The organism is Pseudomonas iranensis (assembly GCF_014268585.2).
Classification (GTDB): domain Bacteria; phylum Pseudomonadota; class Gammaproteobacteria; order Pseudomonadales; family Pseudomonadaceae; genus Aquipseudomonas; species Aquipseudomonas iranensis.
This window is the reverse complement of record NZ_CP077092.1, coordinates 4,879,824-4,902,518: the sequence shown is the minus strand read 5'-3', so window position 1 is coordinate 4,902,518 and position 22,695 is coordinate 4,879,824. Positions and strand designations below refer to the sequence as shown.

Annotated in this window: 28 protein-coding genes and 1 tRNA gene; 24 read left to right on the top strand and 5 right to left on the bottom strand. The window is 58.1% G+C overall.

What is annotated here, in order from left to right; genetic code table 11:
• Position 1: 1 nt before the first annotated feature.
• Positions 2 to 919, bottom strand: a complete 918-nt coding sequence (locus HU724_RS22065) for a putative 2-dehydropantoate 2-reductase (RefSeq protein ID WP_186567654.1) — start codon at positions 917 to 919, stop codon at positions 2 to 4.
• 140 nt (positions 920 to 1,059) lie between these two features.
• On the opposite strand from HU724_RS22065, the gene HU724_RS22060 reads away from it, so the two are divergent.
• Positions 1,060 to 1,545 (top strand): YajQ family cyclic di-GMP-binding protein, encoded by a 486-nt coding sequence (locus tag HU724_RS22060; protein ID WP_016773491.1) that lies wholly within the window; start codon positions 1,060 to 1,062, stop codon positions 1,543 to 1,545.
• 152 nt (positions 1,546 to 1,697) lie between these two features.
• Positions 1,698 to 2,540 carry a mechanosensitive ion channel family protein gene (locus HU724_RS22055; protein WP_186567655.1) on the top strand — a complete coding sequence of 281 codons (843 nt, stop codon included), beginning with the start codon at positions 1,698 to 1,700 and terminating at the stop codon, positions 2,538 to 2,540.
• Positions 2,541 to 2,764: 224 nt separating this feature from the next.
• Here HU724_RS22055 and HU724_RS22050 read toward each other — a convergent pair whose 3' ends face one another.
• A complete protein-coding gene (locus HU724_RS22050) occupies positions 2,765 to 4,036 on the bottom strand; it encodes an OprD family porin (RefSeq protein WP_071173364.1) in 1,272 nt (423 codons plus the stop codon).
• Positions 4,037 to 4,112: 76 nt separating this feature from the next.
• Between HU724_RS22050 and HU724_RS22045 the strand changes: the two genes are divergently transcribed.
• The 3 genes from HU724_RS22045 (at position 4,113) to HU724_RS22035 (ending at position 5,562) form a co-directional block, all read left to right on the top strand.
• On the top strand, positions 4,113 to 4,475 hold the full coding sequence (locus HU724_RS22045; protein ID WP_186567656.1) for a hypothetical protein: 363 nt from the start codon (positions 4,113 to 4,115) through the stop codon (positions 4,473 to 4,475).
• A 451-nt stretch (positions 4,476 to 4,926) separates the two neighbouring features.
• Positions 4,927 to 5,352, top strand: coding sequence for an HIT family protein (locus HU724_RS22040; protein ID WP_186567657.1), 426 nt, complete (start codon positions 4,927 to 4,929; stop codon positions 5,350 to 5,352).
• Positions 5,353 to 5,355: 3 nt separating this feature from the next.
• Positions 5,356 to 5,562, top strand: coding sequence for a SlyX family protein (locus tag HU724_RS22035; RefSeq protein WP_016773495.1), 207 nt, complete (start codon positions 5,356 to 5,358; stop codon positions 5,560 to 5,562).
• Positions 5,563 to 5,625: 63 nt separating this feature from the next.
• On the opposite strand, the gene HU724_RS27785 is transcribed toward HU724_RS22035, so the two are convergent.
• Positions 5,626 to 6,228 (bottom strand): cold-shock protein, encoded by a 603-nt coding sequence (locus tag HU724_RS27785; RefSeq protein WP_016773496.1) that lies wholly within the window; start codon positions 6,226 to 6,228, stop codon positions 5,626 to 5,628.
• A 311-nt stretch (positions 6,229 to 6,539) separates the two neighbouring features.
• On the opposite strand from HU724_RS27785, the gene HU724_RS22025 reads away from it, so the two are divergent.
• The 19 genes from HU724_RS22025 to nadA all read left to right on the top strand — a co-directional run bounded on the left by HU724_RS22025 (position 6,540) and on the right by nadA (position 21,595).
• Positions 6,540 to 7,010, top strand: coding sequence for a Dps family protein (locus HU724_RS22025; RefSeq protein WP_016773497.1), 471 nt, complete (start codon positions 6,540 to 6,542; stop codon positions 7,008 to 7,010).
• A 181-nt stretch (positions 7,011 to 7,191) separates the two neighbouring features.
• Positions 7,192 to 7,530 (top strand): ribbon-helix-helix domain-containing protein, encoded by a 339-nt coding sequence (locus HU724_RS22020; protein WP_038861040.1) that lies wholly within the window; start codon positions 7,192 to 7,194, stop codon positions 7,528 to 7,530.
• 130 nt (positions 7,531 to 7,660) lie between these two features.
• The gene (locus HU724_RS22015; RefSeq protein ID WP_016773499.1) at positions 7,661 to 7,882 is read left to right on the top strand and encodes an FmdB family zinc ribbon protein; all 222 of its coding nucleotides are present in this window, start codon (positions 7,661 to 7,663) and stop codon (positions 7,880 to 7,882) included.
• A 98-nt stretch (positions 7,883 to 7,980) separates the two neighbouring features.
• Positions 7,981 to 9,756, top strand: a complete 1,776-nt coding sequence (gene aspS, locus HU724_RS22010; RefSeq protein ID WP_122752202.1) for an aspartate--tRNA ligase — start codon at positions 7,981 to 7,983, stop codon at positions 9,754 to 9,756.
• Positions 9,757 to 9,874: 118 nt separating this feature from the next.
• Positions 9,875 to 10,621 carry a YebC/PmpR family DNA-binding transcriptional regulator gene (locus HU724_RS22005; RefSeq protein ID WP_024014089.1) on the top strand — a complete coding sequence of 249 codons (747 nt, stop codon included), beginning with the start codon at positions 9,875 to 9,877 and terminating at the stop codon, positions 10,619 to 10,621.
• A 157-nt stretch (positions 10,622 to 10,778) separates the two neighbouring features.
• On the top strand, positions 10,779 to 11,306 hold the full coding sequence (gene ruvC, locus HU724_RS22000; protein ID WP_016773501.1) for a crossover junction endodeoxyribonuclease RuvC: 528 nt from the start codon (positions 10,779 to 10,781) through the stop codon (positions 11,304 to 11,306).
• A gap of 113 nt (positions 11,307 to 11,419) precedes the next feature.
• Positions 11,420 to 12,028, top strand: a complete 609-nt coding sequence (ruvA, locus tag HU724_RS21995; RefSeq protein ID WP_024014088.1) for a Holliday junction branch migration protein RuvA — start codon at positions 11,420 to 11,422, stop codon at positions 12,026 to 12,028.
• The gene (gene ruvB / locus HU724_RS21990; protein ID WP_024014087.1) at positions 12,029 to 13,090 is read left to right on the top strand and encodes a Holliday junction branch migration DNA helicase RuvB; all 1,062 of its coding nucleotides are present in this window, start codon (positions 12,029 to 12,031) and stop codon (positions 13,088 to 13,090) included.
• A gap of 127 nt (positions 13,091 to 13,217) precedes the next feature.
• Complete coding sequence (gene ybgC / locus HU724_RS21985; RefSeq protein ID WP_024014086.1) at positions 13,218 to 13,685, top strand: tol-pal system-associated acyl-CoA thioesterase; 468 nt, start codon at positions 13,218 to 13,220, stop codon at positions 13,683 to 13,685.
• Positions 13,675 to 14,370, top strand: a complete 696-nt coding sequence (tolQ, locus tag HU724_RS21980; protein ID WP_008080223.1) for a protein TolQ — start codon at positions 13,675 to 13,677, stop codon at positions 14,368 to 14,370. Before ybgC ends, tolQ begins: the two co-directional genes overlap by 11 nt.
• Positions 14,371 to 14,393: 23 nt before the next feature.
• Positions 14,394 to 14,846 carry a protein TolR gene (tolR, locus tag HU724_RS21975; protein WP_163012734.1) on the top strand — a complete coding sequence of 151 codons (453 nt, stop codon included), beginning with the start codon at positions 14,394 to 14,396 and terminating at the stop codon, positions 14,844 to 14,846.
• The gene (tolA, locus tag HU724_RS21970) at positions 14,846 to 15,922 is read left to right on the top strand and encodes a cell envelope integrity protein TolA (protein ID WP_076563941.1); all 1,077 of its coding nucleotides are present in this window, start codon (positions 14,846 to 14,848) and stop codon (positions 15,920 to 15,922) included. Before tolR ends, tolA begins: the two co-directional genes overlap by 1 nt.
• A gap of 17 nt (positions 15,923 to 15,939) precedes the next feature.
• A complete protein-coding gene (gene tolB / locus HU724_RS21965) occupies positions 15,940 to 17,220 on the top strand; it encodes a Tol-Pal system beta propeller repeat protein TolB (RefSeq protein WP_186567736.1) in 1,281 nt (426 codons plus the stop codon).
• Between the two features lie 52 nt (positions 17,221 to 17,272).
• Positions 17,273 to 17,770 (top strand): peptidoglycan-associated lipoprotein Pal, encoded by a 498-nt coding sequence (pal, locus tag HU724_RS21960; RefSeq protein ID WP_003178634.1) that lies wholly within the window; start codon positions 17,273 to 17,275, stop codon positions 17,768 to 17,770.
• 6 nt (positions 17,771 to 17,776) lie between these two features.
• Positions 17,777 to 18,616, top strand: a complete 840-nt coding sequence (gene ybgF, locus HU724_RS21955; protein WP_024014085.1) for a tol-pal system protein YbgF — start codon at positions 17,777 to 17,779, stop codon at positions 18,614 to 18,616.
• A gap of 167 nt (positions 18,617 to 18,783) precedes the next feature.
• Complete coding sequence (gene queE, locus HU724_RS21950) at positions 18,784 to 19,431, top strand: 7-carboxy-7-deazaguanine synthase QueE (RefSeq protein WP_041479789.1); 648 nt, start codon at positions 18,784 to 18,786, stop codon at positions 19,429 to 19,431.
• 1 nt (position 19,432) lies between these two features.
• Positions 19,433 to 20,125, top strand: a complete 693-nt coding sequence (gene queC / locus HU724_RS21945; protein WP_186567658.1) for a 7-cyano-7-deazaguanine synthase QueC — start codon at positions 19,433 to 19,435, stop codon at positions 20,123 to 20,125.
• Positions 20,126 to 20,188: 63 nt separating this feature from the next.
• Positions 20,189 to 20,264: transfer RNA gene (locus HU724_RS21940), tRNA-Lys, on the top strand.
• A 272-nt stretch (positions 20,265 to 20,536) separates the two neighbouring features.
• Positions 20,537 to 21,595 (top strand): quinolinate synthase NadA, encoded by a 1,059-nt coding sequence (gene nadA, locus HU724_RS21935; RefSeq protein WP_016773509.1) that lies wholly within the window; start codon positions 20,537 to 20,539, stop codon positions 21,593 to 21,595.
• A gap of 179 nt (positions 21,596 to 21,774) precedes the next feature.
• On the opposite strand, the gene HU724_RS21930 is transcribed toward nadA, so the two are convergent.
• Both HU724_RS21930 and HU724_RS21925 read right to left on the bottom strand, forming a co-directional pair.
• A complete protein-coding gene (locus HU724_RS21930) occupies positions 21,775 to 22,263 on the bottom strand; it encodes an RDD family protein (protein WP_024014082.1) in 489 nt (162 codons plus the stop codon).
• A gap of 97 nt (positions 22,264 to 22,360) precedes the next feature.
• Positions 22,361 to 22,573: a cold-shock protein gene (locus HU724_RS21925; protein ID WP_003227496.1), complete on the bottom strand. Its 213-nt coding sequence runs from the start codon at positions 22,571 to 22,573 to the stop codon at positions 22,361 to 22,363.
• Positions 22,574 to 22,695 lie beyond the last annotated feature (122 nt).

Here is a 22,695-nt window from a genome sequence, read left to right as displayed (position 1 = left end):
CTCAGTCACTGGGCAATCCACGCTTGCGCAGATGCGCCACCAAACGTTGCTGCAACTGCTGCAGATGCGGCAGATGCAACTGATGGCGCTCGGCAACTTTGCAGGCGTGGCCCAACAGATAGCTGATCTCGGTGCGGCGCTGGTTGGCGACGTCCTGATACATCGAAGAGTAATTGGCGGCGGTGGCGTGGATCACCCGTTCTACTTCCGCTTGCAGATTGTCCGCCGCAGCCGGCTGGCCGCAATGTTGGAGCAGTTCCGCCAGTTCGGCGCAGAGTGTGGCGACTTCGCAGTGATGCTCGCTCAGCCCGCCGTTGCGGCAATCGTGCAGCACGGTCAGCGGGTTGATCGCGCAGTTCAGCGCCAGTTTGCGCCACAGGCGGGTGAGGATGTCAGCGCTCCATTCATGGGGAATGTTCGCCGCTTGCAGATCGTCCAGCCAGACCGGCGCCAGCGGATTCGCGCCATCGCCCAGCCAGTTGAACCCGTGACCGGCGAACACTACGCGCCAATCGCCATCGCGGAACGCGCCCTCGGTGCTGGACGCGCTGATGCAGCGCGCCTGTGGCACCCCCGCGGCGACGGCGTCCTGACTGCCGAGGCCGTTTTGCAGGAGGATCAGTTCGGCGTCCGGCGCGAGGCGGGAAGCGAGGCGGGCGACGGCCTCTTCGGCGTCATAGGCCTTGCACGCAACCAGCAATCGGCGAATCGGCTCGGGGCTGTCCGGGGTTTCGCCGGGAACTGCATAGGTATGAGCTTGTCCGTTTTCTACCAGGGTCAAGCCGCCAACCGCCGCATAGCTTTGCAAACGCGCCGCATCGCGCAGGATCAGGCGCACCGGCAAGCCGGCGCGAGCCAGACGTGTAGCCCAGAGTGTGCCGAGACTGCCGGCGCCGAGTACGTGCCAGGTGGTCGACATCAGTTTTTTGCTCGATTGCTTGCAGGCATGTGCGGCTCGCCGTATCGGTAGGAAAAGACCCGTTATAATGAGCCCGATTTTAACCGCAAGCCAAGCGCGCTCTATGCACATCGAGCGCGCCTTTTTATTGGAGAGATTACATGCCGTCGTTCGACGTGGTATCCGAACTGGACAAACACGAACTCACCAACGCGGTCGAGAACGCCGTGAAGGAACTCGATCGTCGTTATGACCTGAAAGGCAAGGGCAGCTTCGAGTTCAAGGAAAAGGACCTCACCGTCAGCCTCACCGCCGAAGCCGCTTTCCAGCTCGAAGCGATGATCGAAATCCTCAAGCTGGCGCTGACCAAGCGCAAGATCGACGTGCAGTGCCTCGAGGTCAAGGACGCCTACGCTTCGGGCAAACTGATGAAGCAGGACGCCATCCTCAAGGAAGGCATCGACAAAGAGCTGGCAAAGAAAATCGTCGGCCACATCAAGGAAGCCAAGCTCAAGGTCCAGGCTGCCATTCAGGGCGAGCAGGTGCGTGTCACCGGCAAGAAGCGCGACGACCTGCAGGAAGCCATCGCGGCCCTGCGTGCCAAGGAATTCGGCATGCCGCTGCAGTTCAACAACTTCCGCGACTAAGCTTGGTCTGAAGGCTATGTGGGAGCGAGCCTGCTCGCGAATGCGGTGTTTCATTCAGCGAAAAGTTGACTGACACGCCGCATTCGCGAGCAGGCTCGCTCCCACAGTTGTTTTGAATACACCCCGGGAAGCCGGAAATCAGGAGATAGAACATGGATTTGAATGCGGAAGTGGACCACCTGGTCAAGGCGTCCCAGGCGTGGATCCCGATGATCATGGAATACGGCAGCCGCGTACTGCTGGCAGTGATTACCCTGGCCATCGGCTGGTGGCTGATCAACAAGGTCACGCAGAAACTCGGCGGTCTGCTCGCTCTGCGCAATGCCGACCTCGCGCTGCAAGGCTTTATCAGCAGCCTGGCCAACATCATTCTCAAGGTGTTGCTGATTGTCAGCGTCGCGTCGATGATCGGCGTCGAAACCACCTCGTTCGTCGCGGCCATCGGTGCTGCGGGTCTGGCGATTGGCTTGGCCTTGCAGGGCAGCCTGGCGAACTTCGCTGGCGGCGTGCTGATTCTGCTGTTCCGCCCGTTCCGCATCGGTGACTGGATCGAAGCCCAAGGTGTAGCGGGTACTGTCGACAGCATCCAGATTTTCCACACCGTGCTGCGTACCGGCGACAACAAGACCATCATCCTGCCCAACGGCAACCTGTCGAACGGCATCATCACCAACACCAACCGTCAGCCAACCCGCAAAGTCGTGTTCGATGTGGGCGTGGATTACGAAGCGGATCTGCAGAAGGCCCGTCAGGTATTGATGGATCTGGCCAAGGATCCCCGCGTCATGCAGGACCCGGAGCCACAGGCAGTGATTTCGACATTGGGTGACAGCTCGATCACTGTTTCCCTGCGCGTATGGGTTAAAACTGCGGACTATTGGGATGTGATGTTCATGTTCAATGAACAGGCGCGAGATCGTTTGAAGGCTGCCGGGATTGATATTCCGTTTCCGCAGCGGGTTATACGCGTAGTGCAGGAGTCTGCCACGCAGTAATCGTCTTGGAAGTTGGCTTGGCAGTCAGCAACTAATATAAAACCCGAGCAGTGTGTGCACTCTCGGGTTTTTTATCGGCGCGATGAAACTATGCTGGCTAATAAGTAGCTAGCTAATGTTTGTCTTTTTGGTTAGTTATTCATCCATAAAAAAACCGCCCACCTGATTCAGGCGGGCGGTTTTGTTAGAGCAGAGCTCTACAGTACGTCAGCTTCGCAACCTTATTAGAGGATGCTCAGTGGATATTCAACGATCAAACGCAGGTCGTTGTTATCACCACCGTTGTAAGAAGTGTTGGAGCGATACCAGGCGCTACGCAGGCGGAAAGACAAGTCTTTCGCTGGACCGTTTTGCATAACGTATTTGGATTCGAAGTCCAGTTCGTGCTCTTTGCCCTCTTCAGCGCCGGTGCTGATGTTGTCACCTTTGATGTAACGGGTCATGAAGCTCAGACCAGGTACGCCGAAGGTAGCCATGTTCAGGTCATAACGGCCCTGCCATGAACGCTCGTCTGCACCGTTGAAGTCAGAGTACTGCACGGAGTTGGCGAGGAAGATCGTGCCGCCGCCGTCCACGCCGTACACGTAACCGGTGTCACCGCTGGAGCGCTGGTGGGCGAGGGTGAATTTGTGCGCGCCGATGCTGTAAGCAGCGCTAAGGGACCAGATGCGGTTGTCGATGTCGCCGGACAGGTCTTGACCCTGGCTCTTGCTCTTGTACCCGTTGAAATCGAAGTTCAGCGACTGTTCGTCGTTGATCGGCAGGGTGTAGTTCAGATTGACGTATTGCTTCTTGAAGTGGTCTTCCACGTCGGATGCTGCAACACCGGCGACAAAACTGTCGGTGAACTGATAGGTAGCACCGGCGATGTCAGCGGATTTCAGGCCACCTTCAACGATGGAGTCACGACCCATCTGGCTTTGCGCGCTCAGCGCGGTAAAGCGACCTGCGCTCAGTTCCAGGCCCGGGATCTCTTTGGATACCAGCATGGTGCCGGTAGCGGTCTCAGGCAGCAAGCGGCTGTCGTCGGTGGAAAAAACCGGGCTGGCGACAAACTGGTTACCGTATTTCAGGACAGTGTCGGAAAGACGGAACTTGACTGCTCCACCGCTTTTCGACTGAGTGTCTTCAGCTCTGCCGTCGCTATCGGGAGCGAACAGACCGTTGCCAGTGCGGCCGCGTCCAGTGTCCAGCTTGATGGAGCCAAGACCGAAAGCGTCTACACCTACACCGATGGTGCCTTGGGTGAAGCCGGACTCGTAAATGGCATGCATGCCAATACCGGTTTCTTCACGATAGCCCTGGCGCTCACCCGACGGGCTGCTTTTCAGGTTTTCGTTCTTGAAATCACGGTTCATATACAGCATGCGAGTCTTGACGCTGAAGCTGCTGTCTTCAACAAAACCTTTCGATTCATCCTGAGAAGACGCCATTGCGAACTGCGAGGTGCCTGCTGCAACAGCCAGGGCGATCATGCTCCACTTCATCACGCGCATCGTGATTTGCTCCTTTGGTTTTTAGAAGAGTACTGCCGTCCCACCTGTTTTATTATCTGGGCGGCTCTTTCTTTTTGTGTCGGCGCAAACTTATATCACGCCGACATTGTTGGCGATACTTGCGAAATCAACCTTTCAGCTTCTTTACGGCGTTGTCGCAGAAGGAGCGCTGGATGTCGCAAATCCACAGTACCGATGCAACCGGGCTGACAACTTTATCGCTGTTTCCGGGCCTTTTTGCATCGCTAAAAAAGAGTCCCTGGCAAAACACTTGAATCTCCATCGGGCAACCCTGCCACTGTTTTTATTGGCTTGCGGCGACCACTTCCAGTGGTGCGCTTATAGTCCATACCTTTACGAATGCAACAAGCGTGCACAAACCGCAAAAACGCTGCGGTTATTTTTCTGTGTGCAGCTCTCAGATGTGAAAACCTTGTGAAAACGGGGTCTCGGGGCTGTTTTGTTACGGGCTTGACGACGATCCCCCAATGGTGTTGCAACGCACCAAAGACGCGCAGGACAACCAAAAACGTTACCGGTTCACCCCGCATTGAGTATTTGGCGGATGCCCGACCCACTGAGCGTAGACGTGTTGTGCAGTTTTGGTGCAAAAAAATCACAATCGGGCCCGAGTAAAACTGGCGCCGCCCGATTCGAGGGTCGACAGATCAGGGGTTTTCATGCGGATCTTCACGTCAAGGCTCATGTCCGGGGCTGTATTGGTGCGTCGGCGAGATAAATGTCTTATGTCGGCGCGCTTACTGAATTACTGTCGGAGGGAAGCGTGAAGCCCGCTGCATTCGCAGGTATGCTGCCGTTCTGTCGCTTGGCGCGCTGCTTTCACGGCGCCGCCGCTAAGCTGAGTCATAGGGTCAGCGGGAGTGCTCACAGTGTTTGCTTTGGATTCACGACTTCAACAGGACGCCCTGGTCATCGGCGACTTTCCGTTGTGCCGGCTGTTGCTGTCCAACGACAGCAATTACCCTTGGTTCATCCTGGTACCTCGTCGCGAGGATATAAGCGAGTTGTTTCAGTTGGATGTCGCCGATCAGCAACAGCTATGGCGGGAAACCAACACCCTTGCCGAGTTACTCAAGGATTCGTTCGACGCCGACAAGCTGAACGTGGCAACCCTGGGTAACGTTGTCAGTCAGTTGCACATGCATGTCATTGTGCGTAAACGCGATGACGCCGCCTGGCCGGCGCCGGTCTGGGGCAGGCACCCGGCCAGGCCGTACAGCGCGGAACAGGTGGCAGCCATTCGCGAGCGCTTGCGTCTGGTGCTGACCGAAGAATTCACCTTTGTGGAGGGCTGAGTCATGAGCCTTGAAGAACGCGTTACCGATCTGGAAAGCCGTCTGGCCTTTCAGGATGACACCATTCAGGCTTTGAACGATGTGCTGGTGGCCCAGCAGAGAGTCATCGAGCGCCTGCAATTGCAGATGGAGGCGCTGATCAAGCGTCACGAAGAAATGGTCGGGCAGTTCGGTGCTTTTGAAGAAGATGCGCCACCGCCGCATTATTGAGCCATTCGGCAGGCATAAAAAAACCGCGGACAGCCAGGCTGTTCGCGGTTTTTTTGCTTTGGATCAGCGACGCGGCAGAGCGGCGATCACGTCCTCGGCTTGCAGGCCCTTGTCGCGGTTCATCACCGAGAACTCGACGCGCTGGCCTTCGACCAGAACACGGTGGCCTTCGCCACGAATGGCGCGAAAGTGCACGAAAATATCATCGCCGGAATCCCGGGAGATAAACCCGAAACCCTTGGAAGTGTTGAACCACTTCACGGTGCCGGTATCGCGATTGCTCATGTCATAGGTAGTCGGCGCAGCGGCCGGTGACGATTTGTAGAAGCTGACAGCCAAATGCAGCAGCACGGCAACCAGGGCGATCACCAGGCTGAACAACACCGCCGGCTGGCCAGCGATGACCGGCATCGGCGCGATCAGGGTCAAAGTTTGCAGGACGACAGTCAGTACCAGAAGGGCGCTGACCAGATTTTGCAGATGCTGGCGCGGGCCTTTGTTCCAGTAGGGAATCACTGGAGCGATGACCAGGTTCAGCAGGCCGAAAAAGGCCAGGTAAAGTGCATCGGGCTGTTGCAGGTAAGGAACGGCTTCGGCTTTCAGGCTGGGTATGAACGACAGCAGCAAGGCTGCTGCGCCCATTAGCAGGTGGACGATTTTCAACATTTTGATTGGCTCACGTTATGACGGCTCACAAGGAAGAGCTGAAGGCGCACGGTTCGCTTCAGGACAAAATAAGAGGCGGTGGACACGTACACGGCATCAGCCTATGCGCAACGCCCCGGAAAATAGGGCATGGCGACACACTGCCTATTTAACAGCAAAGCCTGCGGCTACTCAAATCAGCCCGGCCAGCGGCAGAGAAACGGTCGATTTGTCGCAGTCAGATCACGGATTGATAGCTGCGAGCGGGCGCGTGCCTTGCTAAAGTGGGGCTGAACCTGCTGGATGAATTCAATCACTGTTAGGGGGTAAGCATGGCAATTGATATCGGTATCAGTGAAGAAGACCGCAAATCCATCGTCGAAGGGCTGTCGCGACTGCTGTCGGACACCTATGTGCTGTATCTGAAAACCCATAACTTTCACTGGAACGTCACCGGCCCGATGTTCCGCACGCTGCACCTGATGTTCGAAGAGCAATACAACGAGCTGGCGCTGGCCGTCGATTCGATCGCCGAGCGTATCCGTGCGTTGGGCTTCCCAGCGCCGGGTGCCTACGCGACCTACGCGCGTCTTTCTTCTATTAAAGAAGAGGTCGGTGTACCGAGCGCCGAAGACATGATCAAGCAATTGGTCGAAGGTCAGGAAGCGGTGACGCGTACCGCGCGCGGCATTTTCCCGCTGCTGGACAAGGTCAGCGACGAGCCGACCGCTGACCTGCTGACCCAGCGCATGCAAGTGCACGAGAAAACTGCGTGGATGCTGCGCGCGCTGCTCGAGGAATGACCGGGCCGCTGCGGACGGCGTGAGGTCGTCCGCATGCTCTCCAGACTCTTACCGTTGTCGTTGGCTTATCCTACGAGGCTGGTCAACAAATCGTATGGCGCTAACTTTGTCACTGGGTTTTTATGAAGGCGCAGGATGTTGCCTTATAAATCAGCAATCATGGCAAAGGAGTGTCAACGCTATGGTAGAAGGAGACAGGCGAAGCGACAGGATGTCGGCTTCGCGGCACGTAATTAAAGTCGACCCGTTTGTCAGCGAGTTCGACATGAATCTGATCCGGCCGTTGTCGCGATCGATTCGCCTCAACGGTTTTGCGACCTGCCTGCGCCTGGAGCAGGTCTACTGGAATATTCTCGGCGGCATGGCCGAGGACAATCATTGTTCGGTCAGCACACTGTTATCCCACGTCGATCGCGAGGTGCATCTGCGTTACGGCGGGGTGAAGAATTTCAGTGCGCTGGTACGGGTGGTTTGTGTCATGAACGGGATCAAAGATCTCGCACCCGCCGTTTCGCGCTGAAACGGCGGTTGCAACGAGGTTGGGGGCTGTGCAGCGTTACGGCTGCACAGCCCGCATTTAATCGATATAATCCCGCGCTTTCGCCGCAAAGCCCTGCGCGCGGCAGCAATCTGATCGCCGAGACACCTCCATGCCAATGTACGATTACCAATGTGCTTCCTGTGGTCATCAGTTGGAAGCCATTCAGAAGATCAGCGACGCACCGTTGGTCGATTGCCCTGCCTGCCAGGCGCCCGAACTGAAGAAGCAGCTGTCCATGCCGGGTTTTCGCCTCAGCGGCAACGGTTGGTACGAGACCGACTTCAAGACCGGAGCCAAGAAGAATCTGGCCGGTGGCGACAAAGCTGACTAGGGTTCCAACCCTGAACGAACGACACGCGTGAGTTTCCGCCTTGCTTGATCGCGGCCGGATCTCCACCGAATTTCGAATTACGAGAAGCGAACCACACCATGATGCGCAGCCACTATTGCGGCCAACTGAACGAAAGCCTGGAAGGCCAGGAAATTACCCTTTGCGGATGGGTTCACCGTCGCCGCGACCACGGCGGGGTGATTTTCCTCGACATCCGTGATCGTGATGGTCTGGCCCAGGTGGTGTTCGACCCGGATCGCGCCGAGAGCTTCGCCGCTGCCGATCGCGTGCGCAGCGAATACGTCGTGAAGATCACCGGCAAGGTGCGTCTGCGTCCGGCCGGCGCGACCAACGCCAACATGGCTTCGGGCATGATCGAAGTGCTCGGTTATGAACTGGAAGTGCTGAACGAGTCGGAAACCCCGCCGTTCCCGCTCAACGAGTTCTCCGACGTTGGCGAGGAAACCCGCCTGCGCTATCGCTTCCTCGACCTGCGTCGTCCGGAAATGGCCGAGAAGCTGCGTCTGCGTTCGCGCATGACCACCAGCATCCGCCGCTTCCTCGACGAGAACGGCTTCCTCGACGTCGAAACGCCGATCCTGACCCGGGCCACTCCGGAAGGCGCGCGTGACTATCTGGTGCCGAGCCGTACCCACGCCGGTTCGTTCTTCGCCCTGCCGCAATCGCCGCAGCTGTTCAAGCAACTGCTGATGGTGGCCGGCTTCGACCGTTACTACCAGATCGCCAAGTGCTTCCGTGACGAAGACCTGCGTGCCGACCGTCAGCCGGAATTCACCCAGATCGACATCGAGACCAGCTTCCTCGATGAAAAAGAGATCATGGGCCTGACCGAGCAGATGATCCGCAACCTGTTCAAGGAAGTGCTGAATCTGGAGTTCGGCGAATTCCCGCACATGACCTTTGAAGAAGCCATGCGCCGCTACGGTTCGGACAAGCCGGACCTGCGTATTCCGCTGGAACTGGTCGACGTTGCCGACCAGCTCAACGAAGTCGATTTCAAGGTGTTCAGCGGCCCGGCCAACGATCCGAAGTGCCGCATTGCCGCACTGCGCGTTCCAGGCGGGGCGAGCATGCCGCGCAAACAGATCGACGACTACACCAAGTTCGTCGGCATCTACGGTGCCAAGGGCCTGGCGTACATCAAGGTCAACGAGCGTGCTGCCGGTGTTGAAGGCCTGCAATCGCCGATCGTGAAAAACATCCCTGAAGACAAACTCAACGTGATCCTCGATCGCGTTGGCGCAGTCGATGGCGACATCGTGTTCTTCGGTGCCGACAAGGCCAAGATCGTCAGCGAAGCCCTGGGCGCGCTGCGTATCAAGCTCGGTCACGACCTCAAGCTGCTGACCTGCGAGTGGGCACCAATGTGGGTCGTCGACTTCCCGATGTTCGAAGAGAACGACGACGGCAGCTTCTCGGCGCTGCACCACCCGTTCACCGCACCGAAGTGCACCCCGCAGGAACTCGAAGCCAACCCGGCCGGCGCACTGTCCCGTGCGTACGACATGGTGTTGAACGGCACCGAGCTGGGCGGCGGTTCGATCCGTATCCACCGCAAGGAAATGCAGCAAGCGGTATTCCGCCTGCTGGGCATCAATGAAGCGGAACAGGAAGAGAAGTTCGGCTTCCTGCTCGACGCGCTGAAGTACGGTGCACCGCCGCACGGTGGTCTGGCTTTCGGTCTGGACCGTCTGGTGATGCTGATGACCGGCGCCCAGTCGATCCGTGAAGTGATCGCCTTCCCGAAAACCCAGAGTGCTGCCGACGTGATGACGCAGGCTCCGGGCGTAGTGGATGCCAAGGCATTGCGCGAGCTGCACATTCGCCTGCGCGAAACGCCAAAGGCTGAGTAAGACGGGCCTGAAGGCGCATCTTCGGATGCGCCTTTTTTCTTTCTCAGGTCGAATTTTTCAATTGCCGGCCGCTGCCTTGGCGGGGCGGGCAAGGTTTCAAGAGCATTCGGAGCAAGTTATGGCAGGTCATTCCAAGTGGGCAAACATCAAGCACCGCAAAGAACGTCAGGATGCCAAGAGGGGCAAGATCTTCACCAAGTGGATTCGTGAACTGACCGTTGCGGCCCGTCAGGGTGGCGGAGATCCAGGTTCCAACCCGCGTCTGCGTCTGGCTCTGGACAAGGCGTTGAGCGCCAACATGAGTCGCGACATCATCGATCGCGCCGTTGCGCGCGGTGCCGGTGCCACTGAAGCGGACAACGTTGAAGAACTGACCTACGAAGGTTACGGCCCGGGCGGCGTGGCGGTGATGGTCGAGTGCATGACCGACAACCGTAACCGTACCGCCGCAGCTGTGCGCCATGCGTTCAGCAAGTGTGGCGGCAACCTCGGCACCGACGGTTCGGTGGCCTATCTGTTCGAGCGCAAGGGCCAGATCAGCTTCGCCCCGGGTGTCGATGAAGACGCACTGACCGAAGCGGCGCTGGAAGCCGATGCCGATGACGTGGTCACCCACGAAGACGGTTCGATCGACGTGTTTACGTCGTTCACCGGGTTCTATGCGGTGCGCAACGCGCTGGAAGCGGCCGGGTTCAAGGGCGATGATGCGGAAATCGTCATGCAGCCGACCACCAGCGCCGAGCTTGATCTGGAAGGGGCGGAGAAGGTGCTCAAGTTGATCGACATGCTTGAGGACCTGGATGACGTGCAGAACGTCTACTCCAACGCGGATATCCCGGAAGACGTCGCCGCTCAGCTTGGTTGATGTAAATAGAAAGGTTGCAGTTTTTTGCTGGCTCTACACTTCCTCTGTAGGAGCTGCCGAAGGCTGCGATCTTTTGATCTTTTAAAAACACAAAGATCGCAGCCTTCGGCAGCTCCTACATGTACCCTCAGCTTTCGCATCATTTTCTGCAGGCGTTATGACTCTAATTCTTGGTATCGACCCCGGTTCGCGCATTACCGGTTACGGGATCGTTCGCGATACCGGGCGGGGCGGCTGCATCTATGTGGCCTCGGGCTGCATTCGCACCGGCTCCGGCGAGCTGCATGAACGTCTGCAAATCGTCTATCGCGGCGTGCGCGAAATCATCAAGACCTACGGCCCGGTGACCATGGGTATTGAAAAAGTGTTCATGGCGAAAAACGCCGACTCGGCGCTGAAGCTCGGACAGGCACGGGGCGCTGCGATTGTCGCCGGCGCCGAAGAGTGTCTGGAAATTGCCGAGTACACCGCCACGCAAGTCAAACAGGCTGTCGTCGGCACCGGTGCGGCCAATAAAGAACAGGTGCAGATGATGGTCATGCACATGCTCAAGTTGACCAGCAAGCCGCAGATCGACGCCTCCGACGCCCTCGCGATTGCCATTTGCCATGCGCACACGCGCTCCAGCCTGCTGCCGCACGGGCTGGGAACCGCACGCAGTCGTGGCGGGCGCCTGCGTCTCTGATAGCATCAGCATCAATTTTCCTGAAAGTGGCTTTGCGGTGTTGTGTTGCCGGCGTGCAAGCCACCTTCAATCGTCGCCAGCCCACGGCTGGCCAGCGCTCAAGGATTCAAAACGTGATTGGACGCTTGCGCGGCACCCTGGCTGAGAAACAGCCGCCGCACCTGATTCTCGATGTCAATGGCCTCGGCTATGAGGTGGAAGTGCCGATGACCACGCTTTATCGGTTGCCGTCGGTCGGTGAACCGCTGACCCTGCACACCCATTTGGTCGTACGCGAAGATGCGCAATTGCTCTATGGTTTTGCCGGCAAGCGTGAGCGAGACTTCTTTCGCGAGCTGATCCGTCTCAACGGCGTCGGGCCGAAACTGGCGCTGGCGTTGATGTCGAGTCTGGAAGTCGATGAGTTGGTGCGCTGCGTGCAATCTCAGGACACTTCGGCGTTGACCAAGGTCCCGGGGGTTGGCAAGAAGACCGCCGAGCGTCTGCTGGTGGAATTGAAAGACCGCTTCAAGGCCTGGGAAACCTCGCCGGCGATGTTCGCGCTGGTGCCGAATCAGCCGGACGGCCCGGCGCCGGTCAACAGCGCCGAGACCGATGCGGTCAGCGCGTTGATCTCGCTGGGCTACAAGCCGCAGGAAGCGAGCAAGGCGATTTCCGCGATCAAAGACAAGAACCTGAGCAGCGAAGACCTGATCCGCCGCGCTCTGAAGGGAATGATTTAAGTGATTGAAGCTGATCGTCTGATCGCCGCCGCGCACAGCCCGCGCGAGCGCGAAGAAGTCCAGGATCGGGCCATCCGCCCGGTCAGTCTGGCCGACTACATTGGCCAGCCGACCGTGCGCGAGCAGATGGAGCTGTTCATCCAGGCTGCGCGTGGCCGCAGTGAATCCCTCGATCACACCCTGATCTTCGGCCCACCGGGGCTGGGCAAGACCACGCTGGCCAACATCATTGCCCAGGAAATGGGTGTGTCGATCAAGAGCACCTCCGGGCCAGTGCTGGAACGCCCGGGTGATCTGGCCGCGTTGCTGACCAATCTTGAGCCGCACGACGTGTTGTTCATCGACGAAATCCATCGTCTGTCGCCGATCGTTGAAGAAGTGCTGTATCCGGCGATGGAAGATTTCCAGCTCGACATCATGATTGGCGAGGGGCCGGCGGCGCGTTCGATCAAACTGGATCTGCCGCCGTTCACTCTGGTCGGCGCCACCACCCGCGCCGGCATGCTGACCAATCCGTTGCGAGATCGCTTCGGTATCGTCCAGCGTCTGGAGTTCTACAGCACGGCGGATCTGGCAACCATCGTCAGTCGTTCGGCGGCGATTCTCGGTCTGCCGCTGGATCCGGAAGGTTCGTTCGAGATCGCCCGTCGCGCCCGTGGCACACCGCGAATTGCCAACCGTCTGCTGCGGCGGGTGCGCGACTTTGCCGAAGTCCGCGCCAAGGGTCACATCACCAAAGCGGTGGCGGATCTGGCGCTGAACCTGCTGGATGTCGACGAGCACGGTTTCGATCACCAGGACCGGCGACTGCTGCTGACCATGATCGAGAAGTTCGACGGCGGCCCGGTCGGTATCGACAGTCTGGCGGCGGCGATCAGTGAGGAACGCCACACCATTGAAGACGTGCTCGAACCGTATCTGATCCAGCAGGGCTATATCATGCGCACGCCACGGGGCAGGGTGGTGACTCGGCATGCCTACCTGCACTTTGGTTTGAATGTTCCGTCACGCATGGGCGAGATGCCCGTGGCAGACGAGTTTCTCGACGCCGTCGACGATTGATACACATTTGTTGGTGATTTATTCAGGGTTTGTACTGTCAGACGACGGTACTTTTGCGTTAAAGCTTTGAAACCACGAAAAACAGTTGTCTGGCCGGATTGGCAACCTGAGGAGTAAGCACTAGAGTATGCGCGCGCAAAACGGGCTTGAGCCGTTCGCACATCGTTGTCGCGTTTATTACGAGGACACCGATGCGGGCGGCATCGTGTATTACGTTAATTACCTCAAGTTTATGGAACGGGCTCGAACCGAGCGGCTACGGGAGCTGGGCTTTGCCCAATCTGTGCTTGCCGGAGAGGACCTGTTGTTCGTCGTGCATTCCAGCGAAGCGCGCTACCACGCGCCGGCGCGACTGGACGACGAATTGCTGGTAAGCGCTGATGTAATCGAATTGAACCGTGCCAGCCTGCGCTTCCGACAGCAGGTCAGGCGGGCCACGGATAATGTGCTGCTCTGCGAAGGGCAGTTTTTGGTGGCCTGCGTGCGCACCGACAGTTTGAAACCCCGGGCCCTTCCCGAAGACCTGCGTGCGGCCTTCGCCGACGCGGTCGGCCCGGGTACACACTCAAAGCAGGAGATAAAGCGTGGAAGCTAACGTCGTCGACCATTCCTCCATGTGGAGCCTGGTCAGCAATGCCAGCATCGTGGTGCAGTTGGTAATGTTGACCCTGGTGGCCGCATCGGTGACCTCATGGATCATGATCTTTCAGCGCAGCAACTTGCTGCGCGCCGGTCGACGCGCCCTGGAGAGCTTCGAAGAGCGCTTCTGGTCGGGTATCGACCTGTCCAAACTGTACCGTCAGGCCGGCAGCAACCCTGATCCGGATTCGGGTGTGGAGCAGATCTTCCGTGCCGGCTTCAAGGAATTCTCCCGTCTGCGTCAGCAGCCAGGTGTCGATCCTGAAGCCGTGATGGAAGGTGTCGCCCGTGCCATGCGCGTGGCCATCTCCCGTGAAGAAGAGAAGCTGGAGCAGAGCCTGCCGTTCCTCGCCACCGTCGGTTCGGTCAGCCCGTACATCGGTCTGTTCGGTACCGTTTGGGGGATCATGAACTCCTTCCGCGGTCTGGCCAGCGCCCAGCAAGCGACCCTGGCCACCGTTGCCCCGGGTATCGCCGAAGCCCTGATCGCCACCGCGATCGGCCTGTTCGCTGCGATCCCGGCGGTCATCGCTTACAACCGTTTTGCTGCGCGCAGCGAAACCTTGCTGGGCCGCTACTACACCTTCGCCGATGAATTCCAGGCGATCCTGCACCGCAAAGTGCACACCAGCGAAGAATAAGCAGGTATTTCCCGATGGCTTTAATCGCTCGAGCTCGCAAAAAGCGCAAGCCGGTCGCCGAGATGAACGTGGTGCCCTACATCGACGTGATGTTGGTGCTGCTGGTCATCTTCATGGTGACCGCGCCGATGCTCAATCAGGGCGTGAAAGTTGATCTGCCCAAGGTTTCCAGCGAAGCCTTGCCGCAGGACAACAACACCCAGGTCCTGACCATTTCGATCAAGGCTGACAAGACCTACTACTGGAACCTTGGCAGCGAAGTCGACACCGAGAAGCAACAGGACAGGGCCATGACCCTGCCGCAAATGACCGACGCGGTGACCAAGATCATTCGCACTGGCACTGAAAACGGCAAACGCACCCAGGTGTTCATTCGTGGCGACAAGACTGTCGACTACGGCGCCGTCATGGGTGCAATGGGCGGGTTGCAGAAAGCCGGGGTCGGTAACGTTGGTCTGATTACCGAGGCCCCCTGATGCAGCAACAGCGAGAGCCGTCCGCCTCGGAAAGCTACTTCTGGCCTAGTGTTCTGGCAATCGTCCTGCACGTGCTGGTGTTTGGCATGCTGTTCGTCAGTTTTGCCTTCACGCCCGAACTGCCGCCGGCCAAGCCGATCGTCCAGGCGACTCTGTACCAGCTGAAATCGAAAAGTCCGGCGACCACCCAGACCAATCAGAAGATTGCGGGTGAGGCGAAGAAAACTGCCGCGCGCCAGACTGAAGTCGAACAGCTCGAACAGAAAAAGATCGAGCAGGAAGCGGTGAAGGCGGCGGAACAAAAGAAAGAGGAAGCGGCTCAAAAGGCCGAGGAAGCCAAGAAGGCCGACGAGGCGAAGAAAGCGGACGAAGCGAAAAAGGCTGATGAAGCCAAGAAAGCCGACGACGCGAAGAAAGCCGAAGCGAAAAAGGCCGAAGAGAAACAATTGGCTGATATAGCCAAGAAGAAGGCCGAAGACGAGGCGAAAAAGGCTGCTGAAGAAGAGGCGAAGAAAGCCGCTGCTGAAGAAGCCAAGAAGAAGATCGTCGAAGACGCGAAGAAGAAAGCCGCCGAAGACGCCAAGAAGAAAGCTGAAGCTGAAGAGGCGAAGAAGAAAGTCGCCGAAGATGCGAAGAAAAAGGCTGCTGCCGACGCTGCCAAGAAAAAGGCCCAGGACGCAGCTCGTAAATCGGCTGAGGATAAAAAGGCCCAGGCATTGGCCGAGTTGCTTTCGGACAAGACGGATCGTGCAGCGACCAAGGCTGATGAACTCGGCGACAGCGTCGCGGGTGATTTCGATGATCTGATCAGGCTGCGTGTTTCGGAGGGATGGAATCTTCCGCCTTCGGCACGTAAAGGCATGAAAGTAGAGCTGCGGATCAGTATGTTGCCGGATGGCACCGTAACCGGTGCGACGGTCACAAAGTCCAGCGGCGATGCTCCTTTTGACGCTTCGGCAGTAGCCGCAGTCAAGAACATCGGGCGATTGACGGAAATGCAGGGCTTGAGCCCCAGTGATTTTGCTCCGTATCGTTCATTCAAGATGACATTCAATCCTGAGGATTTAGGCTTGTGAGAAATATTCTTCGATCAATGCTGGTCGTTATCTGCTGCCTTGCAGGGATAGCGGTAGCAGACGAAAAAAACATCCTGATCAGCAGTGGCACTGACCGGGCTACTCCGATCGCCGTCGTACCGTTTGGTATGCAGGGCGGCGCCGTGCTGCCGGATGACATGGCGGAAATCATCGGTAACGATTTGCGCAACTCGGGTTACTACGCGCCGATCCCCAAGCAAAACATGATCAGCCAGCCAAGCCAGCCGAGCGAAATCATCTTCCGTGACTGGAAGGCATTGGGTGCTCAATACGTGATGGTCGGCAACATGGCTCCAGCGGGCGGTCGCCTGCAGGTGCAGTGGGCGCTGTTCAACGTCGCCACCGAGCAGAAAGTGGCGGACGGCAGTGTTTCCGGCACGACCGACCAGATCCGTGACATGGCGCACTTCATCTCCGATCAGTCGTTCCAGAAGCTGACCGGTATTGATGGTGCTTTCTCGACGCGTCTGCTGTACGTAACAGCCGAGCGTTTCTCCGAGAAGAACACCCGTTACACCCTGCAACGCTCCGATTATGACGGTGCCCGCGCAGTGACTCTGCTGCAATCGCGCGAGCCGATCCTGTCGCCGCGTTTCGCACCGGATGGCAAGCGTATTGCCTACGTGTCGTTCGAGCAGAAGCGTCCGCGCATCTTCATGCAGAACATCGACACCGGTCGCCGTGAGCAGATCACCAACTTCGAAGGCCTCAACGGCGCGCCAGCCTGGTCGCCGGATGGCAATCGCCTCGCGTTCGTTCTGTCGAAAGACGGTAACCCGGATATCTACGTGATGAACCTCGGTTCGCGCCAGATCAGCCGCGTAACCAATGGCCAGGGCATCAATACCGAACCGTTCTGGGGCAAGGATGGCTCGACCATCTACTTCACCTCCGACCGTGGCGGCAAGCCGCAAATCTATAAAACCAGCGTCGGTGGCGGTGGTGCCGAGCGTGTGACGTTCGTGGGCAACTACAATGCCAACCCGAAACTGTCGGCTGATGAAAAGACTTTGGTGATGATCCATCGTCAGGATGGCTTCACCAATTTCAAGGTGGCAGCTCAGGATCTGCAGCGGGGTAGTGTAAAGATCCTCACTGATAGCACTCTGGACGAGTCACCTACTGTTGCGCCCAACGGCACCATGGTAATCTACGCCACCCGCCAACAGGGCCGGGGAGTCTTGATGCTCGTGTCCATTAATGGACGCGTGAGGCTCCCGCTTCCTACCGCTCAAGGCGAAGTCAGAGAACCGTCCTGGTCCCCTTACCTGAAGTGAGCGGGCGCTACACGTTTTACTTAACACACTGGGGTTCATTAGGAGTTTCACGATGGAAATGCTGAAGTTTGGTAAATTTGCTGCGCTGGCTCTGGCCATGGCTGTAGCTGTAGGTTGCTCGTCCAAAGGCGGCGACAACGCCGGTGAAGGCGCTGTTGATCCAAACGCTGGTTACGGCGCAAACACCGGTGCCGTTGACGGTTCCCTGAGCGAAGAAGCTGCTCTGCGCGCAATCACCACCTTCTACTTCGAATACGACAGCTCGGACCTGAAGCCAGAAGCCATGCGCGCTCTGGACGTTCACGCCAAAGACCTGAAAGCAAACGGCGCTCGCGTTGTTCTGGAAGGCAACACCGACGAACGTGGTACTCGTGAGTACAACATGGCACTGGGCGAGCGTCGTGCGAAAGCCGTTCAGCGCTACCTGGTACTGCAAGGTGTTTCCCCAGCTCAGCTGGAACTGGTTTCCTACGGCGAAGAGCGTCCAGTTGCTACCGGCAACGACGAGCAGTCCTGGGCCCAGAACCGTCGCGTCGAACTGCGTAAGTAATTCGATATGCGAACGTGCCGTCGTGCTGTAACTGTTCTGGCTCTCAGCCTCGCGCCGCTTGCGGCGTGGGCTGCGGTTCCTGTGGTCGATGACAACTCCGGTTATAACAATAGCGGGAGCAGTTATCCGCCTGCGGGTTACGGTACGAACGGCGCCTATGCCGGGGGAGCGGCTTCGGCCCCTGCCTCGGCACAAGGCATGCTGTTCAACCAATTGCAACAGATGCAGGATCAGATCTCGCGCCAACAGGGCGTGATCGAAGAACTGCAGAATCAGGTTTCGCGCATGAAGCAGGAATCCCTGGAGCGATACCAGGATCTTGATCGGCGCATAGGATCCGGCGTTGCACCAGCCGCGACTCCCGAGAATTCTTCTGCCGGTGGCGATGCAAGTGCTGCTGCCGGTGCTGCCGCAGGCGCGGGTGCTGCTGCGGCAGCCCAGGCCCCTGCTGCGGGTAGCGAACCGGCTGATCCGGCCAAGGAAAAGCTGTATTACGATGCCGCTTTCGACCTGATCAAAGCCAAGGATTTCGACAAGGCCAGCCAGGCCTTCGCCGCTTTCCTGCGCAAATACCCCAACAGCCAGTACGCGGGCAACGCCCAGTACTGGTTGGGCGAAGTGAACCTGGCCAAGGGTGATCTGCAAGGTGCAGGTCAGGCCTTTGCCAAGGTTTCGCAGCTGTATCCCAAGCACAACAAAGTGCCGGACTCGCTGTACAAGCTGGCTGACGTAGAGCGCCGCCTCGGTCATACCGACAAGGTCAAAGGCATTCTGCAGCAGGTGGTGTCCCAATATCCGGGCACTTCCGCCGCGCAGCTGGCCCAGCGTGATTTACAGCGCATGTAAGCCTGTTCATCCGTGTTTTGAAGAAACCCGCGCTTGTCGCGGGTTTTTTCGTTAGAATTCACGCCCTTTTTCTGAAACACGCTTCTTGTGGTCTACGCGTTGGCGGGATTGCCTGAAGTGCCTGACGGAGGCGGACAGCCTGTTTAGCTGTTACGCCCGTGGCGACTATGCAAGACACATTGAGAATTACCGAAGTTTTCTACTCGTTGCAGGGGGAAACTCGGACTGCCGGGCTGCCCACGGTTTTCGTGCGCCTGACCGGTTGCCCGTTGCGTTGCCAGTACTGCGACAGCGCTTACGCGTTCAGCGGCGGCACCGTCCGCACCCTCGACGACATCCTTGAGCAAGTGGCCGGTTATCGTCCGCGCTACGTTTGTGTCACCGGCGGTGAGCCGTTGGCTCAGCCGAACGCCATTCCTTTGCTTGAGCGGTTGTGTGATGCCGGTTACGAGGTGTCGCTGGAAACCAGCGGCGCCCTAGACGTATCCGCTGTCGATCCGCGTGTCAGTCGCGTCGTCGATCTGAAAACGCCGGGCTCGAAAGAAGCCCATCGCAACCGTTACGAGAACATCGAACTGCTGACCCGCAACGATCAGGTGAAGTTTGTCATCTGCTCGCGGGAAGACTATGACTGGGCGGTATCGAAGCTGATCCAGTACGGGCTTGATCGACGGGCGGGTGAAGTGCTTTTCTCCCCAAGTCATCATGACCTCAATGCCAGGGATCTGGCGGATTGGGTGGTGGCAGACAACCTGCCAGTGCGGCTGCAACTGCAGTTGCATAAATATCTATGGAATGATGAGCCGGGGCGCTGAGATGATTGAACAACTGAACACTACCGAAAAACGTGCCGTTATCCTGCTTTCGGGCGGCCTCGACTCGGCCACCGTCGTGGCGATGGCACGCGCCGAAGGCTACGCCTGCTACACCATGAGTTTCGATTACGGTCAGCGCTCGCATGCCGAATTGCATGCCGCCGCCCGCGTTGCTCGCGACCTGGGTGTGGTCGAGCACAAGGTCATCGGACTGAACCTCAATGGCATGGGCGGCTCGGCGCTGACCGACACCAGCATCGATATTCCGGAAGAGCTGGGCGAAGGCATTCCGGTGACTTACGTGCCGGCGCGTAACACGGTTTTCCTGTCGTTGGCATTGGGTTGGGCCGAAGTGCTCGGCGCCCGCGACATCTTCATCGGCGTCAACGCAGTGGATTATTCCGGCTATCCGGACTGCCGTCCCGAGTTCATCGAGTCGTTCGAGCGCATGGCCAATCTGGCGACCAAGGCTGGCGTAGAAGGCAATGGCTTCCGCATCCAGGCGCCGCTGCAGAACCTGAGCAAAGCGCAGATCGTTCAAGCCGGCGTTGAGCTCGGCGTTGATTACGGTTTGACGGTTTCCTGCTATCAGGCCGACGATGACGGCCGCGCCTGCGGCAAATGCGACAGCTGCCGCCTGCGTGCAGAAGGCTTCGCGGCAGCTGGTGTGAGTGACCCAACTCCTTATTTTTGATCTTTTTCAAAAAAGGTGTTGAATAGTCCTTAAAAATCAGTATTATACGCGCCACCACACAGCGGGTCGTTAGCTCAGTTGGTAGAGCAGTTGGCTTTTAACCAATTGGTCGTAGGTTCGAATCCCACACGACCCACCATATTTGGCGGTTTAGAAAATCCGGAAGGCCCACGAAAGTGAGGATTTCCGGGTTTTTTTTTGCCTGCAATTCGGGCGTTCGATGTTTCAGCGCGACCCGACCTGACGCAGGTCAGAATCATCTTTTGTATCAACGGGATATTCTGTAGCCTTGCGCAGCTTCAACGCTGTCCCGTGCCTGATGATACTCACTCTCCCGGCGGTACCCTCTAGCGGTCCGGAGCCGGGTGTATACTCGACTTTCGCGCGAATGCGCCTGCAGGTCTTGCGAACATGACGCAGATTTCCGAACGCCTTCTGGTTCAAGCCCACCTCGACGCCAAACAGCCCAAACCGCTGACGGCAGAAGAGGAGGCTTATTACCGTTCCGCCATCGCCGCCGAGCTCAAGGCTCAGGACGCGGTGCTCGTGGCCCACTTTTATTGCGATCCGGTGATTCAGGCCCTGGCCGAAGAAACCGGCGGCTGTGTTTCCGACTCCCTGGAAATGGCCCGCTTCGGCAATGCCCATCCGGCCAAGACCGTGGTGGTCGCCGGCGTGAAGTTCATGGGCGAGACTGCAAAAATTCTCAACCCGGAAAAGCGCGTGCTGATGCCGACCCTGGAGGCGACCTGCTCGCTGGACCTGGGTTGCCCGGTCGACGAGTTCTCGGCGTTCTGCGATCAGCACCCCGAGCGAACGGTGGTGGTTTACGCCAACACCTCCGCCGCCGTGAAGGCGCGGGCTGACTGGGTGGTGACTTCGAGCTGCGCACTGGAGATCGTCGAAAGCCTGATGGACAACGGCGAGACGATCATCTGGGGCCCGGACAAGCACCTGGGCACGTATATTCAGCGCAAGACCGGTGCCGACATGCTGCTTTGGGATGGCGCCTGCATCGTCCACGAAGAGTTCAAGTCCAAGCAGCTCGAGGATATGAAAGCGTTGTACCCGGACGCAGCGATTCTGGTGCATCCCGAGTCGCCGACTTCGGTGATCGAGCTGGCGGATGCCGTCGGTTCCACCAGTCAGTTGATTGCGGCCGCGCAAAGCCTGCCGAACAAGACCCTTATCGTCGCCACCGACCGTGGCATCTTCTACAAGATGCAGCAGCTGTGCCCGGACAAGGTCTTCATCGAAGCGCCTACCGCCGGTAATGGCGCGGCGTGCCGCAGTTGCGCGCATTGCCCGTGGATGGCCATGAACACCCTTGAGCGCACGCTCAAGAGCTTGAAAGAAGGCACCAACGAGATCTTTGTCGATCCGGCGCTGATTCCCCAGGCGATCCGCCCGTTGAAGCGCATGCTCGACTTCACCCAGGCAGCGCGGATGAAGCTGGCCGGTAACGCCTGAGTGAACCCCTTGTAGGAGTGAGCCCTGTGGTGAGGGGATTTATCCCCGTTCGGCTGCGTAGCAGTCGTTAAGCAACGCACGCGGTGTGTCTGATACGCCGCGGTGGTTGATTTTGGGGCGGCTTCGCCACCCAGCGGGGATAAATCCCCTCACTACAGGCCGACTCTTGAGTATGGAAATTATTTGCTCTTCTTCGGGATTCGTACCACACGGGTATCCGAATAGATGTCATGCCAAGTGCGTTTCTGCTTGTCGAACAGCGACCAGAAGAACCCCAACCCGACACACAACCACGACGCGATCGACACCATAAAGCGCAGCAGCGCCTGCCACAGGCTGATCGCTGTGCCGTTGGCGTTCTGCACGCGGATGCCCCACACCTGCATGCCGAGTGTCTGTCCGCCGTGGGTCCAGAATTTGGCGAAGAAGCCGAACAACACCAACAGCAGCACCGTGGAGTAGAGCGGATCGCCATCGAGCTGGCCGGCATCGGTCATCACCCGCAAACGTTCTTCGCCAATGATTGCGGCCTGAATCAACTTGTAAATAAATCCGGTGACGATCAGCAGGGCGGTGCACAGCAGGAAGTCGTAGAACATTGCCGCCAGACGACGACCGAGAGCAACGGGAGGAAAGTCCCCTTGCGGCGTGAGCAGGTGTTTCGACATGGCAGCCTCAAGGCGTGAATGGAAGCGCCATTTTACGGATTAGCGCGCACAAAAAAGCCCCTGATATCAATATCAGGGGCTTTTTCGTATCAGAAGATCAGGCTTCTGCTTGTACTTCGTCAGCCTGCATGCCTTTCTGGCCTTGCACAGCAACGAAAGTCACTTTCTGGCCTTCTTTCAGGCTTTTGAAGCCGTTGCCCTGAATGGCGCGGAAATGTACGAACAGATCCGGACCGCTTTCTGGAGTGATAAAACCAAAACCTTTCTCGTCGTTAAACCACTTGACGGTACCGCTCTGACGTGTGGACATTTCTTATTTCCTTTGACGCATAAATTGATGACAGCCCCTTTCACATGAAAGAGTACTGGAGCTGGTTGCAAGGAGTAAGAAGACGTCGAGCGGGATGTAGCTAACTTGTAGGCTACTGCCCA